Raw genomic sequence first — 16,579 nt, forward strand, 5'->3', positions numbered from 1 at the left:
TAAAGATTAATTAGAATTTAACACTTAGAAATTTTTAATTTGCTATTTGTTCTCCTTTTTTTACTATTTTTTGAAGGTGGTGGTATTAAAGCCTTTGGGCCAAATCCAACTAAATCCTGTCTCCCTGCCTTACCTAATGTTTTTAAAACTGTTACATAATTCTCTGGTCTATTAAACTGTAAAAGAGCCCTTTGTGCCTGTTTATCACTATGATCCGTTGCAACAAATATTTTTTTACCACTTGTTGGGTTGTATCCTGAGTAGTACATAGCTGTAGAGAGAGTTCCAGGTGTTGGATAAAAATCCTGGACCTGATCCGGTGTAAAACCCAACTTCTTTAAATATTCTGCTAATTTAATTGCATCTTCAACAGTTGAACCAGGGTGACTTGATATAAAGTATGGAACAAAAAACTGTTTTTTCCCTAAACTGGTATTAAACTGCTGATACTTGGATATAAAACTTTCAAACACCTCGTGTTTAGGTTTACCCATTACCTGTAAAACCCTATTTGATATGTGTTCAGGAGCTATTTTTAGTTGACCACTAATATGATGCTCTACTAATTCCTTAAAAAATGTCTCATCACTATCCTTTAGTAGATAATCGAATCTTATTCCTGACCTTATAAAAACCTTTTTAATACCAGGTAAATTTCTTAATTTTCTTAGTAGTTTCAAATATGAAGAGTGGTCTACTTTTACATTTTTACACATATTGTGACCAAGGCAGCTTCTATCTTTACACGAGCCACTTTTAGCCTGTTTATCACATGCGGGTCCACTAAAGTTTGCAGTAGGTCCACCTACATCATGGATATAACCTTTAAATCCTGGTTTATTTATAAGATCTTTAGCCTCTTTCATTACAGAGTCTTCACTTCTTGATGTTACAATTCGTCCCTGATGAAATGTTAGGGCACAAAAACTACAACTTCCAAAACAACCCCGATTGTTAATTATTGAAAATTCAACTTCATTTAGAGCAGGGACGCCTCCACTCTTTTTATATATAGGATGGTAAGTTTTTGTAAAAGGAAGTTCATATACTGAGTCAAAGTCCTCTTTACTTATTGGGAAACTAGGCTTGTTCTGAACAACCCACCTGCTTCCATCTCTTTCAGCTAGAACTTCTCCCGTATAGGGATCAGTATTTGAGTGCTGAATATTAAAGCTCCTAGAAAAGAGCTCTTTATCTCCTGTGATCTCTTCAAAAGATGGGAGCTCTACAACATCCTTAGGAAGTTTAGATGTCGCGTATACTGTTCCCCGAACATCTGTTATCTCTCTAATGCCCTTTCCCTGTTTTAATTTATTTGCAATTTGAACAATAGGATACTCTCCCATTCCATAAATCAAAAGATCTGCCTTTGAGTCTAATAATATTGAGTGGCGAACCTTATTACTCCAGTAATCATAGTGGGCTAATCGTCTTAAAGAACTCTCTATCCCTCCGACTATAACTGGTATACCTTTATATGCCTGTTTTATTTTAGATGTATATACAATAGTTGCCCTATCAGGTCTTTTTCCAGCTTCACCACCTGGGGAGTAGCTGTCCTGTCTTCTCTTCTTCTTATTTACTGTATAGTGATTAACCATACTATCAATATTTCCAGGTGCAACTAAAAAACCATACTTAGGTTGCCCTAAAACTTTAAAACTCTCAACATTAGTCCAGTCAGGTTGAGCTATTATTCCAACTTTAAATCCCTCTTTTTCTAATACTCTAGATATAATTGCATGACCAAATGAGGGATGATCCACATAGGCATCCCCTGATACAAGGACAAAGTCTAACTCATCCCACCCTCTTTTTTTCATATCATTTTGGTTAATAGGTAAAAAATCACTCATGGTGCAACTCTATCACTTTTTATATGCCTCTTTCCATAGATAGATAGTACAATTATAGTGAATTAGTTAAAGTAGATTTAAGCGGAGTTGAATGATAAATCCTCCGCTATTTAAGTTTATAGTATTTACTTTTAGAAAGCACGTATAGGTCTAACTCTGTACTCCCTATATTTACGCCTAGTATCTACCCCAAATTTATCCTCACCAAAGTATACAATCCATCTTAGGTTATTAAACATACTTTCTGAGGAAGATGAATAATCATCATATTCAAGGCCCTTAACATCATTCATCATACTATGCAAAAGTACTAACTCCCCTACAGAAGGAAGAAACCAATCGGATAGACCTCCACCATTGTAATTTCTACAAAGATGGGCTGCTGTACCCTCTTCCTGGGTATTTTCTTTAAGATAGGATATTATAATTTCTGTGTTCCGACGTCCATTACCTACAGTATCACGAATATTATCACTCTCTGGAGTAAGTAAATTGAGATCTAAGTCTGATATTTCATCTATATTTGAACTATCTCCACCCCATTGAGATACAGGGTCATCCCTTGTATCAGGTAAATTCCATCCCCTAGGAGCAACTTCAAGGAAACGACTCTTTGTAAGATATGAATACTGAAGTATATTTTTTTCATCTTCAGATATAGTGCCATCATAGTTAAAATCAAATCCAATTAAATCATCATAAAAAATAATTCCTCCACCTGGGCCTTTCCCTCCTAGTTTGTACTCTTTAGGTATCATCTGGTTGGTATTTGAATCAAGACGTTCTGTTTCATTAGATTTAGTAGTAGTACAACCTAAAATAGAAATTACGCTAACTAAAATAATTATTATATTAACTTTGTTTTTCATAACAAAACTCCTCCTATTAATTATTATAATACAAACCTGTATGATTTTTGGAATAATTAAGCAGATATCTCATTGTTTGCAGGATTAGAAAACAATGTACAATTAGAGATAGAATGTACCCATTTAAAATAAAACGAATCCCCAGTTAAGAAGATTGGTAGTTACATCAAAATTTATTCTCATGTGTAATCAATTCTGTAAACACCATATTTTATAATTTTGTTACCTATTTGAGTAATATCATTAAATCATAACCTTTACTTGCTATCATTTTAAGATTTAAAAGATATAAATCATTCTCTATGTTTTTTAAATCATTTTTCCTTGATTCATAATTAAATTTAGCCTGCTGGACTAACAGAGGTGTGGTTCTACCAATACCCAAAAGTTTTTTTTCACCATCAAAAAGAGTTTTAGCGTAATTTATACTGCTAAAAAGCCTCTCCTTTCTATCCTTTAATATTTTATAATTATCAGATAATAACTGTAATTCTAATTTCTCAGTTCTATCAGTATCCTCATATTCTTTTTTAGCTGTATCATAATCTAATTCCACAATTTTACCCTGGGTATTTTGTTCTCTTATATTTTTACTGGATAACTTAAAGGTTACTGATAAAGAGTAATCGATATAACTATCTTCTGTACCAAAGTTTAATGAATCTGAGAATGATGATGGATCATTTCTAATTCCATATTTAGGTGCTATAGAGAATGATGTTGTTAAATAGGATGCATTCTGTTTTCTATAAACTGTTGATTGTAATTCAGCCTTTTCCAATTTAATCTTTTGTAACATCATTAACAACGAAGGTGTAGGATTATCATTAAGTGGAATAGTTGGTAGTTCTGGGAATTCAGGCATGTTTAAACTATCTTTTTTAGAACTATACCCATAGTTATTTAGAAATCTACTAACAATTAATTCTAAGTTGGATTTCTTTTCCCATAATGAATCCTGAATAGTATCTCTTTCCAGTTGTTTTTTCCAATAGTCCGTACCAGAAACCAACCCTTTATCTCTATTTGATTTAAAGACTTCAAGTTCATCATCGGCTATTTTAAAATTCATCTCCAGAAGTTGTACTTCCCTCTTTTTATTATCAATATCCAAAAGATCTTTAATAAGATCATAAATTAAATTGTTTCTATCTATTAAATATTTAATTCTATCTTCGTTTAGGGGTATATCCAGTTGAAGTCTATGGATTTTAGAATATAGTGATGGTTCAATAAACTTTCCACTAAGCCATGTAGGTTGTGTATAACTAAATGATAAAACAGGTGACTGACTTATTACATTATCATCATCTGTCTGGGCATAACTTATAGTATCTAAAGCAGAAATAGATAGAGTCCCATCTGTTGGTAACCACCAATTCATTTGGGTTATTAGGGATATGTTATGATAATATTTTTCACTTTGGGAACCATAGGTATATATAGGTGTTTGTCCATCGCCAAATGAAAAATCAGGTAAAAAGCTCTCTTTTAACAGTACAGTATTTAATTTTACATTTTCCCTATTTTTTTCTAAATTAATCCAACTACTATGATTTTTTGATGCATTATTTAAAATATCTACTATTGATATGATATCCTTAGAGAATAAAAATGGAGAGATACAAAGAACAAAGGCTATCAGAGAAATAATTTTCATGATTTAAAGTCCAATTTTTCCAATAAGTAGCCTAGTATTTTTTGTTCCCTGGTTATAATTCTAACATCACAAAACATTCCACTTTTTAAAAAGACAGGAATTCCATCTTTATTATCAAGTTTATTTGAATTAACACTTCCTTCAAGGACATAAACATTTCCATTGGCACCATTTGATGTGATATCCCCAGGAATAGAGAGGACTTTGCCTTCTAAAACACCATACTCACTTTGAGGAAGCGCTGAGAATCTGTAGGTAACAACATTTCCAACTGTTATTCCAGCTATATCCTTATTGGAAACCATAATGTCAACTTTTATTGATTCACTCTCTATTGGAAGAACCCTTAATACTTCAGAACCAACTCCTAAAAAATCCCCGGTATTAAGATCCTGTATCTTCTGAATCCTTCCGGATATTGAAGCATTTACCTGACTCATTTTAATATTTTCTTCGAGGGCCATTTTATTTCTATTTAAGGTTATTAACTCTTCATTAATTGTGGTTATTTCATTTTCAATATCAATAAAATTTCTACTAACAAAGGTCTCGACATTAAGGAAATTATATCGAACGTTGGCTTCTAATTCATCGAGTTTTCTTTGGGTTTTCATATTATCTAAAAGTGAATTTTCGTCATCATACTCTCTTAATGCCTTAAGGTATGTCATATTCAACTTCTCTTTTTCCAGCTGATAAGTTAGAAATCTGTTGTAAAATTTAATGTTATCCGATGAAAATAAATTTTTGTTTTCACTTATAGACTTTTGTAGTTTAATTACATCTTCCTTAGTTTTATTTGATCTGGATAATTTAGATAAAACTTCGTTATAATCTATATCCAGGGATGTAGTATCAATTTTATATAATGGTTCATCTTTAGTAACATAATCCCCATCTTTAAACCATATATTTTCCAGGGTTCCTGAAACCACATTTCTTACAATACTTATATCATCTATTGGTCTTATTATTCCTGGAGATTTTGTCGTAATTTCAATTGATGATACAGATATCCAGATAAATCCAGTTACTAACATAAATAGAAGGAAATATATAAATATTTTAATTACCTTTGGTGGTTTTGACTCTAAAAGTTCTCTACTATCAGAAAGATCTTTCATATCAATTATATATTCATGCATACACTTTCCTTTTGTCCCTGCCATAAATCAGTATAAAATCCACCATTAGATATAAGATCAGAATGTGTACCAACTTCTACAATTTTCCCTTTATCCATCACAACTATTCTGTCACAACGCATAATAGTTGAGAGTCTATGGGCAATAATTATTGTTGTTGTATCCCTGTTTATCTTCTCAATGGTTTCATGTATTGCCCTCTCTGCAATACTATCTAAATTACTTGTTGCCTCGTCAAATATTAATACATCTGGAGTTCCAAGTATTGCTCTTGCCAGGGCGATTCTCTGTTTTTGTCCACCAGATAAAGTTGCACCCCTCTCCCCGACCATTGTCTGGTAACGGTTTGGCATCTCGTTAATAAAATCGTGGGCTTTTGCTTTTTTTGCAGCTTCAACTATCTCTTCAAAAGTTGAGTTTTTTTGACCAAAGGATATATTATCAATTATAGTTCCTGAAAAAAGCAGTATATCCTGGGGAACATAACCTATTTTATGTCTTAAATTTGATGTCTGTAGATCCTTTATATTGTTGTTATCATATAAGATCTCACCTTCTTCCGGGAGGTAATACTTCATTAGTAATTTAATAAGTGTAGTTTTACCTGAACCACTCTCACCAACAAAAGCAATCTTCTCTCCAGGTGTTATAAAAAGATTTATATCTTCTAGTACATATTTTCTGGTTCCATATCTAAACCGAAGGTTTTTAATGTCAATTCCACCATATATTTTAGAAGGAGTTAGTAGTTTTTCATCATTTGGAGCTTCCACTTCCAGATCCAGAATCTCACCTAATCTATCAGCAGCTACATAGGCTTCCTGGAGTGCAGGCTGTAGTCCAATAAGATTTTTAATAGGATCATAAAAGTATACTAATAAAGAGTTAAATGTTATTAGTTGTCCAATACTAAGGTTCCCTGCAAGTACCTGAACTCCACCAACCCATAAAATAACTATTCCACCAATTAGTGTTAAAAATCCCTGGAGTGATCCCTGAATATTCTGCATCCATCCGATTTTGAAACCAGAATTAATTGTTTTAATAAACTTCTTCTCGGTCTCCCATACAGCCTCTTCTTCACCATTTACAGCTTTAATTGTTGCAATACCACCTAAAGATTCAACTAAATATGATTCAGTTTCTGCGGCCTGAGCCATTAAAGTTCTATGTCCTTTCTGGAATGGTTTAGTAAAAGCCCATACAACTATTATTGAAAATGGAATAAAAATAAGTGCAACTAAAAAGAGTCTCCAACTTTGCATATAGAGGACAATACCACCACCTAAAACCATTAAAGTATCTATCATAACAGAAAGAGTAGCCCCGGAAACTGCAGCTCTAATTTTAGATGCATCGTTTAACCGGGATAATATTTCCCCTACTTTCCTTGTATCAAAAAAAGACATAGGTAATTTTAATACATGCCTATAGTATTCAAAGATAAGTGCCACATCAATTTTCTGACTGAGATGTAATAAAAGATGTTGCCTAAAAGAACTTAACAAGACTTTAAAAAGTGTTAAAATAACCATACTAATGGAAATAACATGTAAAGATTTTTTTAGTCCACTTGCAAAGACTTCATCTATTAGATATTTAAAATAAAATGCACCTAAAATCCCAAGAAGGGTAAAAATTATTGATGATAAAAATATCTCAAACACAAGTTTTTTATGGGGAAATATCAAAGATAAAAACCGGCTAAAAAGCCCCTTTGTCTCATCCTTCTTCTCAAAAGATTTATCAGGTATCATTAAAATAAGAACACCTGACCAAATCTTACAAAAATCCTCTATGGTATAAGTAACTAATCCCTCTCCAGGATCTGCAACTAATAAAGAACCTTTCTTGATCCTATGAATTACAACATAGTGTAATAAATTATCTTTAATGACATGGGCAATTGCAGGAAGAGGAAAATCTCCAGATAAACTAGATTGATCCCCCTTAACACCTTTAGCAATAAAACCAAGCTTTTCAGCAGCCTTCACCAATCCTAAAGCATTAGTTCCCATTTTATCAGTGCCAGCAATCTCCCTAATCTGAGAAATAGGCTTCTTATACCCATATTGCCTACAAATAGTAGCCAAACAAGCTGCACCACAGTTTGTTATGTCGTGTTGTTTTATACAGTTATACTTCACGTCTAGACCTCAACGTAGATTTAGAAATGATTCGAAATAAGAAGAACAAACCAAGCGATAAACACACTATACCCAAAATATCAAGATACCATACTTGAAATGAAACTGAATTATCTCTCGTATAACCGTTAATATTATGAATAATTTTAGAACTAATAAAACCCCATAAATTACTAAAAAAATGAATTACTACGCAATAAACAATTGAAGAACTGTAAACAAAAATAATAGCCAGAAGAATTCCTATTGGTAAAGCATATATAAATCTTAACACACCACTATGAAATAGTGAAAAAACTATAGAAGAAATAAGTATTGATTTAAAAACTGTTAAATATCGACAAAGGTAAGTCAAAAAAAGAAATCTAAATATCCACTCTTCCAACACAGAAGGGATAATACATAACTTAATGACACTTAGAATACTTATTTCATTATCATCAAAAAAAGAATTACTATTTTCGATTTTAAAAAAAAATACAAATATATTATTTATTTCAGAGCTTACAATATCATAGCCAAAAACAATAAGTAGTATTGGTATCAAAGATAGTAGGTTGAATCCTAGATGCTGCTTTTTAATTTCAAATAATTCCATAATTATTTTTGACTCCTTAAACCTCCCAATTAATTGAGAGGCTTTTGCTATTTGTTATCTATTATGTGTATTGATTCCTTCTCTACCATCTTTATACCCTGCAACAAATGACTTCCCTGCATCATATATTGCAGCAGCTGTTAATATTAAGCCGATAACTGCTAAGGGTGCAATTCCACCATTTACTCTTTGAGAATCTTCTTCAGTTAATTCTGTAAAACCTTTAAAATTTTTCATTATATACCATCCTATTAATATCTAGAATAACCAGGTAACTGGCTAACCGTTTTATTTACTACATATGTAGCTGCTTTTACTACTAAACTTTTAGCTGTATTGATAGTCGAAGTAACTGCCGAACCCACTTTATTACCTAACTCATACAGAGAGTCATTGATAATACTGCCTCCTGTACGTCCTCCATCAATCATTAACATTTCAGATTCATCAAGATTGTTAAAACTTATTGATTTCATTTTTTGTTCTTTTTTACTGGCCAGTTTTTATAGAACTTTTTTATCTAAACCTACATCAACGATGTATTAGTTTTTAATTATAACTTGTTAGGATTAACTCCTATATAAACATCAATCTCCATTTCATCAACAGAAATACCATGAGTCTGATCTTTTACACTTATATTGTAACCAGATGTTATAGGTTGTAGTCCATTTACTTGAATGTAAGTATTCATTTCATTATATGTATTTTGAATTAAATTAGGATTACCTACATGTTTCTTAAATATTGCATTTGTTAAATGGAATTCTTTTTTTAATAAATATGTATTATCAATTTTTACACTATGTTTTATAGGTATTAATATTTCCATATCTACAATTTGTTCATTAAGTATCTGTTCAACTGAAAATGTTGTAGTAACTATAGGACCATTTTTTTCAATATTGTTTTCTTTTAAATATTACTCTAGATTTAACATCTCTTCCTGAATCTGTTTCATTGTCATCTTTTTTCTTACCGATAAAAGATTCTCAAGTTTTAATTCTCTTGCTGTTTGTATCATTTTTAATAACCTCAACTTACATTACGAAGCAATATAAAAATTAGCAATCGCTCGTAAGAGTGAGTTCTAAAAGTACTCTAAAGTTCAACTAGAGTAAGATATTCATCCTTAAGAGTGATATAATTTACTCTATATTTTTATTTTTAAAGAGTGAAATATTTATGTTTGTTACAAAATATTTCACATCCTAAAGTTTGGATGTCTACAATATTCAAAAATAAGTGCTATATCTATTTTTTGACTAAGATGTAGTGTTTAGATTTGGCCTATGGATATAACGTGTAGTGATTTTTTTAATCAACTTACAAATACTTCATCGATTAAAAATAGAATGCTCCTAAAATTCCTAAAAATGTGAATATTATGGATGATAAAAATATCTCAAACACAAGTTTTTTATGGGGAAATATCAATGACAAAAAAAGGCTATAGAGTCCTTTAGTTTCATCCTTCTTCTCAAAGGACTTATCATGGATCATTAAAATAAGAACTCCTGACCAAATCTTACAAAAGTCCTCTACGGTATAAGTAACAATACCTTCTCCGGGATCTGCAACTAATAAAGAACCTTTCTTGATCCTATGAATAACAACATAGTATAATAAGTTATCTTTAATTACATGGGCAATAGCAGGCAGAGGGAAATCTCCAATAAGACTAGATTGATCCCCTTTAACCCCCTTAGCAATAAAACATAGCTTATCTGCAGCTTACCAATCCTAAAGCATTGGTACCCATCTTGTCAGTACCAGCTATCTCCCGAATCTGGGAAATAGGTTTTTTATACCCATACTGTCTACAAATTGTCGCCAAACATGCGGCACCACAGTCTGTTATGTCGTGTTGTTTTATACAGTTATACTTCATTAAAAATCTTATATTTTCTGTTAATTATATTTACAACATGAAAGATAGTAAATGCAATTGCATAAGCAAATAAAAAACCTAATGATACCATCGAATTATCATAAAAGGATTTTGAAATGTGGCTTAGTATTAGTAACTATAGGCGAAAAATCCTAAATTAACTCGATTATTTATAAAATTCTTTAAATGTAAAACAATTGCTGTTGATATAAAACCACAGTAAGGATCAAAAGAATTATTTAGGGTTTAATTCAATATTTTATGGCATAAAAGAGCCTAAATCTATATTGTCACCCTTATCTGCTATTTCTGAAAAGATAGAATTTAAGTATTTATAAGGTTCAATATTATTAATCAAGCACTCTCTATTTATGAGTATAAAATAGCTCTTGAATACACACCATCAGGATAGTTATTTGCTGTTAGTACTGAAGAAGTTAATAGAATCACGCTACCCGCATAAGAAATTAAGACAAAAAATATACATAAATCTATCACTCTTAAGGATGAAAAAATACTTCTAACCTCATTGTAAAGCACTTTAATTATTCATCCCTAAGAGCGATTGCTAATTTTTATATTGATTCGTAATATACGTTGAGGTTCATAAAAATGATACAAACAGCAAGAGAATTAAAGCTTGAAAATCTTTTATCATTAAGAAAAAAGATGACAATGAGGCAAATTCAGGTAGAGATGAAAAATATTGAGTTATATTAATAAATGAATTAATATAAGAAAAATCTAATGAAATGAATACATATATTCAAGTCAATGGGATACAACCATTAACATCTGGTTATAATATAAGTGTAAAAGATCAACCACATAGTATATCTGTTGATGAAATGGAGATTGATGTTTGTATAGGTGTTAATCCTAATAAAATATAGTTTAAAACTAATACATCGTTGATGTAGGTTTATATAAAAAAGTCTGTTAAAACTGGCCAGTTGGGAATAGAACTAAAGTAGGGAATAAATGAAAGTTATTAGTAAAAAAGAATTAGAGAGTATTAATGGTGGAATGCTTCCTCAAGATTTTTATGAAACAGGTAAAGATATGAGTATGTTAACAGAAAAACAATGGGCCTCAGCACGTAAAATGCAAAAAGCTGTTGTAAGAGAACTCGTTGATACTGTTGAAGCAGCAAGAAGTTTTCTGGATCCTATATCACTTATTGGTAAAGGTATAAAGTATCTAGCTAGATAGGTTTTGGTGGTCTATAGTACCACCATTTGAGGATCATAATGAATAAAACCATCATATTATCAATAATTTACCCATTAATTCTATTAGTTTTATATCGTTTAGATATAAAAAATAAGAAAAATATTAATGTCATTGTTAAAAGTATTATAATTCAATTTTATTATATTGTTGTATATATAATTAACCATATTAATATTCGCGATATAATTCATTACAATTTTAACTCTGATAATGTTTTTTTAGAAGACATTTTATTCATCATGAGTATAATTCTCATTATATTATTTGATTATTTATTATTAAAAAGAGCTATAATAATAATAATAAAAAGTTATAAGAGTATATATATTGAAACCTTCTTTAATAAGAAGTTTATTTTCGGATTATATTTTGTGTTATTGACTATACTATATTTGTTATTAAAATTTTATTTTTTAGGTTTTGATTTTAAAAACTTTAGTCCAATTTTAATCTTTTATATTATATTATTAGCATCATTGGAAGAATGTATTTTTAGATTATATCCGTTATTGGTTATCAAAAAAAATAAGCTAATTACCAATAAGTTTAAGTTGCAGATAATGTATTCACTTATATTTATTGTATATCATCTGGGTTTTAATGTTCCCCAGCTTATTTATTTATTATTTTTCTCACAATATATGTTTTTTATATTGGAAAAAACTCGGAATATATTATTTCCAATAATCATACATGCTTTATTAAATATTTTTGATTACTCAATGATTTAATATGATTATTCTATTGTCCATTAAATATGGAAAAGTACTTGCCATTCTCACTTGGTCGCAGTAAGAATACCTGTGGAAATGGCAAGTATAATTGTAACCGTCAATTTAGTATGCCCTTAAAAAAATAAATAAAATATTACACCCTTAAGTCCGAGGGATAATATGAAAAGTCGAAAGAGCCACGAAGAGTGGAAATTATTAGTATCAGAGTTCAATAAATCAGGCCAGTCAGTTGCAGCTTTTAGTAGAGAAAATAACCTAAAAGCATCAACTTTTATTTATTGGGTTAAAATGTTCTCTATAAATACTGAAAAATCAAATTTGGTTAAGATAAAACCTAAAACGAGTAATTCTAAGAAAACTCATGATATTAAAATTATTGTTAATGATACAAAGATTGAGATCTGTGGAGTTATAAATTCAGATAAAATTAGTAAAATAATCGCTGTACTAATGGAAGTTAACTGATGTTTTTAGACCTAACTAAAATATCAATCTTCGTTCGCCCTGGATCAACAGATATGAGATCTCAGATTAATGGGTTATCAGTTTTAGCTGAAAGTGAAATGAAATTAGATTCTGGTTCTGGAAGTTTATTTTTGTTTTGTAGCAAAAACAGAAAAAACTTGAAATGTATATACTGGGATAAAAATGGTTTTGCAATGTGGCAAAAGAAACTCGAGAAAGATAAGTTCCCATGGCCACAAACGGCAGATGATGCAGAAGAGATAACTTTAGAACAATTAAAACTTCTATTGTCTGGTATAGATTTTTGGAAAGCCCATAAAGAAATATATTTTAAAGAGATGAATTAAAAGGGTTTTATAATCTTTTATAAAATTGTAGTATTTACTCGATGGGCGGAATAAAAAAACAGGTAATCCCTGAAGAAATATCTACATATATTGAGTCTCTTGAAAACTCAAATAAATCTCTTGAAAATAGGGTTAAAATACTAGAAGAAGAGTTGCGTCTCGAAAGAGTAAAGAGATTTGGAAAATCTAGTGAAAAGGTTACACCTTTACAATCTGAATTATTTGATGAGTTTGAGCAAACCGCCTTGGATATAGAAGAAGAGGATGAACCTGAAGTTATATCTATTCCAGCATATAATAGAAAAAAGAAAGGTCGAAAACCTATAGATCCATCCCTACCTAGAAAACAAATCATTCACGATATATCAGAAGATGATAAACAGTGTGCTTGTGGATGTCAGATGGTTAAAATTGATGAAGTAGTAACAGAAAGGGTACAGATTATTCCTGAAAAGTCTTATGTAGAACAACATATAAGACCAAAATATGCCTGCAGGAATTGTGAAGGTTCAGGAGATGAAGATAAACCAACTTTTAGAGTTGCTCCTGCACCACCATCATTGATTTCAGGAAGTATAGTGACTGGTGGTCTTCTTGCTTACATCCATACAAATAAATTTTGTGATTACCTGCCATTTTATCGGCAAGAGAAAAGATTTGAGAGGTATGGGATTCCGATAAGCAGACAGAATATGTCAAACTGGACTATAAAAGCTTATAGAAAATTAAAAGGTCTTAATGATATTATGAAAGATCACATAAAGACTGGTACATATCTTCAAATGGATGAAACAGTCCTCAAAGTTCATGGGGAAGTTGGTAAATTAGATTCTAGTAACTCTTACATATGGGTCACCTGTGGTGGGCCTAAAGACTCAAGTATAGCTCTCTATGAATATAATAGATCTCGAAGTTCAAAATATATTAAAGATTTTACTGAAGGCTTTTCTGGGTTTTGTCAGTCAGATGGTTTCCCAGGTTACAATGCCGTTTTTAAAAATAGTGACAAAATAACACATGTAACATGTTTAGCACATTGTCGGAGAGAGCTTTACGATGCCTATAAAGCTTCTAAGCAACTAAATAAGTCTAATGTTGTAATTAATAAAATTCAAAAGATATATGTTGTAGAAAAACAACTTAGAGATAAGAACCTCAAACCGGAAGAATTTGTAGCAGAAAGAAAGAAGTTAGCGACACCATTACTTGATAACCTAAAAGACTGGCTTGATAAAAAGGCTATAAATATTAGACCAGAAAGTAAATTGGGGAAAGCTGTAAAATATACATTAGGCCAATGGGATAAAATGATAAATTACCTTGATTGTGCAGAGCTTACTCCAGATAATAACGCTGCGGAGAGAGTGGTAAAACCACTTGTTATGGGTCGTAAAAATTTTTTATTTTCGGGTAGTCCTGAAGGTGCGGATGCATTATGTTTTTTCTACTCTTTAATTGAAACGGCAAAATTAAATGATTTAAATCCATACGCATATTTAAAATGGTTATATGATAAGGCTCCATTATTACCAGAAGGCTCCTCATTAGAAGAATTAGCTCCATGGAAATGTGATCCAATAGAAGTTAATAAAATTATGTTACCTTCTTAGAGAGCTATTCCCTTTTTAAAATATTAAATATTTAAATATCAGTTGTTACTGCCTTTAGATTTGACGGTTACGTATAATTCCCCAATTAATTGAAAATTAAAATCCCCACTATAAATAAAAACTTATTCCTCCTTCCTGTTTTTTATTCTATATGATTCTCCACTTATGGAGAAAATCTTAGCATGGTGTAATAAACGGTCAAGCAGCGCCACAATCTGTTATGTCGTGTTGTTTAATGCAGTTATATTTCATTAGTTCAATTTATTAATTTCAACATCATAATAGACATCTAATCCCTCTGAGTATGCATAGTTATATGGGCTAGAATAGCCATTATATCCAAGATATATATATCTATTATCCATTTTCTCGGGAAATCTTGAGATATAATTCCCTTTGGGAGTAGCATCTATAGGAATCCAACCATAATTATCAAGATATACTTCACTCCATTCATGAGCAAATGGAATATTCGTATTACAATTAGAAAAATAATAGCCCATTATCGTTCTTGTAGGAATATCATTCAGCATACATAATGTTGCAAATAGATCTGAAAATTCTGTACAATCACCTTCTCCTCTTAAGTAAGCATCATATCCACTAAGTTCTTCATCATGTATTTCATAAATCATATTCTCACTTATAAAGCGTAATATATTGTTTATTGTCATTTTATTACTTTTACCCGTTAAATCTTCAGCTATTACTAGCAATTCATCAGAACCAGAATAAACGAGAAAGTCATCTAAATTTTCAGGCCTTTTCTCTTTTATATTTTCAAACTGATTAGCAACAATATAATCATATCTATAAATCTTAATATGATGGGTTACAATAACTTCATCTATCCCATTATCAATGTAAATTCTAGCAAGTTTATCTTCTCCATCCATATAAATATCATCCGGTTTAACAGAAAATTTAGATGAGAGGACTTTCTGATGGTATTTATAATTTTTTGGAACTCGTATAATTAGAAGATCGTTATTATCTGATGAGTTAATATGATAAATTTCAGTAATCTCAAGTTCTATAAAGTCCTTTTTTTCATTACAAGCTATTAAAAAAGTAACTATCAAAATAATTACTAATATTTTTACTATTTTCATTTAATATTGAATACTCCTTTTATTTAATACTGCATATTTTAGTCATTATACAGTATAATTTTTCTATAAATTAGTCGATAATATATGCTCCACCAACCCTTGAACCACCATACTTATGTGCACTATGCCTATCAATTCTAGGGTTAGTACTAAAATTACGCCCTCGAGGGTAAAACTGTTTATTAAAGCGGTGAATAGCTTCTACGCTTGCTTCTCTACCACCATTTACATTTTCTAATTCTGTTAAATTTAATTCTTTCATTAATTTACTCCTTGTCTACAACCTGGCTGGTTATAGAATCTTAGGTTTCTTATAACCATATTGACGACAGATAGTAGCCAAACAAGCTGCTCCACAGTCTGTAATGTCGTGTTGTTTTATGCAGTAATATTTCATTTTCCTACTTTAATCCCCTGAGAAATCAGGGGAATATTTTATTTTATAAAATTGAAACAATCATCATTTTTTCCTGATTCAAATCCTGCTTTTGCTGCAGATCCGATACCTACAACTCTTTCCACAACCTTAACAGCACTAATAGCTGCATCTTTAATTTGCTTCCCAACGAATCTTACTGTATCTCCAATAAATGACCCACCACCATTTACATCTAAAGATTCTTCCATTGATAATGATTCAAAATTTTTAAAGTAGTTATCTTCTTTCATTTTTAGTTCCTTATTCCGCCAATATTATTTACTACTGCAATTTGCCTTGATTTTTGTTTGATATACAATCCTACAGCTACTGCTTTTGCTATAACCGTTACTGATCGGACTGCTACAAATACAGCCGTTCTAGCCGCAATAATTCCTACAGTCGCACCCAATGCACTTCCACCATTGATACTTAATAAAGCATCATTTTCTAAAGTTTCAAACTTTTCTATTTTTTTTATCATTTATTCTCCT

22 protein-coding genes and 1 pseudogene are annotated in these 16,579 nt (G+C 30.8%); 6 read left to right on the plus strand and 17 right to left on the minus strand.

The window, feature by feature from the left end; translation table 11 throughout:
- Window positions 1–17: 17 nt before the first annotated feature.
- The 11 genes and pseudogenes from EW093_RS02165 to EW093_RS18025 form a co-directional block, all read right to left on the minus strand.
- Window positions 18–1,856, minus strand: coding sequence for a YgiQ family radical SAM protein (locus EW093_RS02165; RefSeq protein WP_149566810.1), 1,839 nt, complete (start codon window positions 1,854–1,856; stop codon window positions 18–20).
- 131 nt (window positions 1,857–1,987) lie between these two features.
- The gene (locus EW093_RS02170) at window positions 1,988–2,725 is read right to left on the minus strand and encodes a hypothetical protein (protein ID WP_149566811.1); all 738 of its coding nucleotides are present in this window, start codon (window positions 2,723–2,725) and stop codon (window positions 1,988–1,990) included.
- A gap of 226 nt (window positions 2,726–2,951) precedes the next feature.
- Complete coding sequence (locus EW093_RS02175; protein ID WP_149566812.1) at window positions 2,952–4,385, minus strand: TolC family protein; 1,434 nt, start codon at window positions 4,383–4,385, stop codon at window positions 2,952–2,954.
- Entirely contained in the window at window positions 4,382–5,530 is a 1,149-nt protein-coding gene (locus EW093_RS02180) for an HlyD family secretion protein (protein WP_187759797.1), read from the minus strand. The genes EW093_RS02175 and EW093_RS02180 overlap by 4 nt, the downstream gene beginning before the upstream one ends.
- Window positions 5,515–7,677, minus strand: coding sequence for a peptidase domain-containing ABC transporter (locus EW093_RS02185; RefSeq protein WP_149566814.1), 2,163 nt, complete (start codon window positions 7,675–7,677; stop codon window positions 5,515–5,517). Before EW093_RS02185 ends, EW093_RS02180 begins: the two co-directional genes overlap by 16 nt.
- A complete protein-coding gene (locus tag EW093_RS18020) occupies window positions 7,667–8,275 on the minus strand; it encodes a CPBP family intramembrane glutamic endopeptidase (protein ID WP_149566815.1) in 609 nt (202 codons plus the stop codon). Before EW093_RS18020 ends, EW093_RS02185 begins: the two co-directional genes overlap by 11 nt.
- 54 nt (window positions 8,276–8,329) lie before the next feature.
- The gene (locus tag EW093_RS02195) at window positions 8,330–8,512 is read right to left on the minus strand and encodes a class IIb bacteriocin, lactobin A/cerein 7B family (RefSeq protein WP_149566816.1); all 183 of its coding nucleotides are present in this window, start codon (window positions 8,510–8,512) and stop codon (window positions 8,330–8,332) included.
- Window positions 8,513–8,526: 14 nt separating this feature from the next.
- Window positions 8,527–8,751, minus strand: coding sequence for a hypothetical protein (locus EW093_RS02200; RefSeq protein WP_149566817.1), 225 nt, complete (start codon window positions 8,749–8,751; stop codon window positions 8,527–8,529).
- Between the two features lie 77 nt (window positions 8,752–8,828).
- Entirely contained in the window at window positions 8,829–9,107 is a 279-nt protein-coding gene (locus tag EW093_RS02205; protein WP_149566818.1) for a hypothetical protein, read from the minus strand.
- Between the two features lie 512 nt (window positions 9,108–9,619).
- Window positions 9,620–9,778: a hypothetical protein gene (locus EW093_RS17605; RefSeq protein WP_246745064.1), complete on the minus strand. Its 159-nt coding sequence runs from the start codon at window positions 9,776–9,778 to the stop codon at window positions 9,620–9,622.
- 51 nt (window positions 9,779–9,829) lie between these two features.
- Window positions 9,830–10,166 (minus strand): annotated as a pseudogene (locus tag EW093_RS18025) (cysteine peptidase family C39 domain-containing protein); the annotation flags it as partial.
- A gap of 752 nt (window positions 10,167–10,918) precedes the next feature.
- Between EW093_RS18025 and EW093_RS17235 the strand changes: the two are divergent.
- The 6 genes from EW093_RS17235 to tnpC all read left to right on the plus strand — a co-directional run bounded on the left by EW093_RS17235 (window position 10,919) and on the right by tnpC (window position 14,555).
- On the plus strand, window positions 10,919–11,059 hold the full coding sequence (locus EW093_RS17235; RefSeq protein ID WP_187759798.1) for a hypothetical protein: 141 nt from the start codon (window positions 10,919–10,921) through the stop codon (window positions 11,057–11,059).
- 88 nt (window positions 11,060–11,147) lie between these two features.
- The gene (locus EW093_RS02215; protein WP_149566819.1) at window positions 11,148–11,378 is read left to right on the plus strand and encodes a bacteriocin; all 231 of its coding nucleotides are present in this window, start codon (window positions 11,148–11,150) and stop codon (window positions 11,376–11,378) included.
- A 260-nt stretch (window positions 11,379–11,638) separates the two neighbouring features.
- Entirely contained in the window at window positions 11,639–12,130 is a 492-nt protein-coding gene (locus tag EW093_RS18030) for a CPBP family intramembrane glutamic endopeptidase (protein WP_425473395.1), read from the plus strand.
- A gap of 162 nt (window positions 12,131–12,292) precedes the next feature.
- A complete protein-coding gene (tnpA, locus tag EW093_RS02225; RefSeq protein WP_149566821.1) occupies window positions 12,293–12,598 on the plus strand; it encodes an IS66 family insertion sequence element accessory protein TnpA in 306 nt (101 codons plus the stop codon).
- Window positions 12,598–12,945, plus strand: a complete 348-nt coding sequence (tnpB, locus tag EW093_RS02230) for an IS66 family insertion sequence element accessory protein TnpB (protein ID WP_149566822.1) — start codon at window positions 12,598–12,600, stop codon at window positions 12,943–12,945. The genes tnpA and tnpB overlap by 1 nt, the downstream gene beginning before the upstream one ends.
- A gap of 41 nt (window positions 12,946–12,986) precedes the next feature.
- Window positions 12,987–14,555 carry an IS66 family transposase gene (tnpC, locus tag EW093_RS02235; protein WP_149566823.1) on the plus strand — a complete coding sequence of 523 codons (1,569 nt, stop codon included), beginning with the start codon at window positions 12,987–12,989 and terminating at the stop codon, window positions 14,553–14,555.
- Window positions 14,556–14,677: 122 nt separating this feature from the next.
- Here the strand turns inward: tnpC and EW093_RS17785 are convergent, their stop codons facing one another.
- The 6 genes from EW093_RS17785 to EW093_RS02265 form a co-directional block, all read right to left on the minus strand.
- Complete coding sequence (locus EW093_RS17785) at window positions 14,678–14,767, minus strand: ATP-binding protein (RefSeq protein WP_281283465.1); 90 nt, start codon at window positions 14,765–14,767, stop codon at window positions 14,678–14,680.
- A 39-nt stretch (window positions 14,768–14,806) separates the two neighbouring features.
- Window positions 14,807–15,667, minus strand: a complete 861-nt coding sequence (locus EW093_RS02245; protein ID WP_149566824.1) for a transglutaminase-like domain-containing protein — start codon at window positions 15,665–15,667, stop codon at window positions 14,807–14,809.
- A gap of 70 nt (window positions 15,668–15,737) precedes the next feature.
- A complete protein-coding gene (locus tag EW093_RS02250; protein WP_149566825.1) occupies window positions 15,738–15,929 on the minus strand; it encodes a hypothetical protein in 192 nt (63 codons plus the stop codon).
- A gap of 30 nt (window positions 15,930–15,959) precedes the next feature.
- A complete protein-coding gene (locus tag EW093_RS18035; RefSeq protein ID WP_223111639.1) occupies window positions 15,960–16,064 on the minus strand; it encodes a cysteine peptidase family C39 domain-containing protein in 105 nt (34 codons plus the stop codon).
- 38 nt (window positions 16,065–16,102) lie between these two features.
- Window positions 16,103–16,336 (minus strand): hypothetical protein, encoded by a 234-nt coding sequence (locus EW093_RS02260; RefSeq protein ID WP_149566826.1) that lies wholly within the window; start codon window positions 16,334–16,336, stop codon window positions 16,103–16,105.
- Window positions 16,337–16,338: 2 nt separating this feature from the next.
- On the minus strand, window positions 16,339–16,569 hold the full coding sequence (locus tag EW093_RS02265; protein ID WP_149566827.1) for a hypothetical protein: 231 nt from the start codon (window positions 16,567–16,569) through the stop codon (window positions 16,339–16,341).
- Window positions 16,570–16,579 lie beyond the last annotated feature (10 nt).

The organism is Thiospirochaeta perfilievii (assembly GCF_008329945.1).
In the GTDB taxonomy this organism is placed as follows: Bacteria; Spirochaetota; Spirochaetia; order DSM-2461; family DSM-2461; genus Thiospirochaeta; species Thiospirochaeta perfilievii.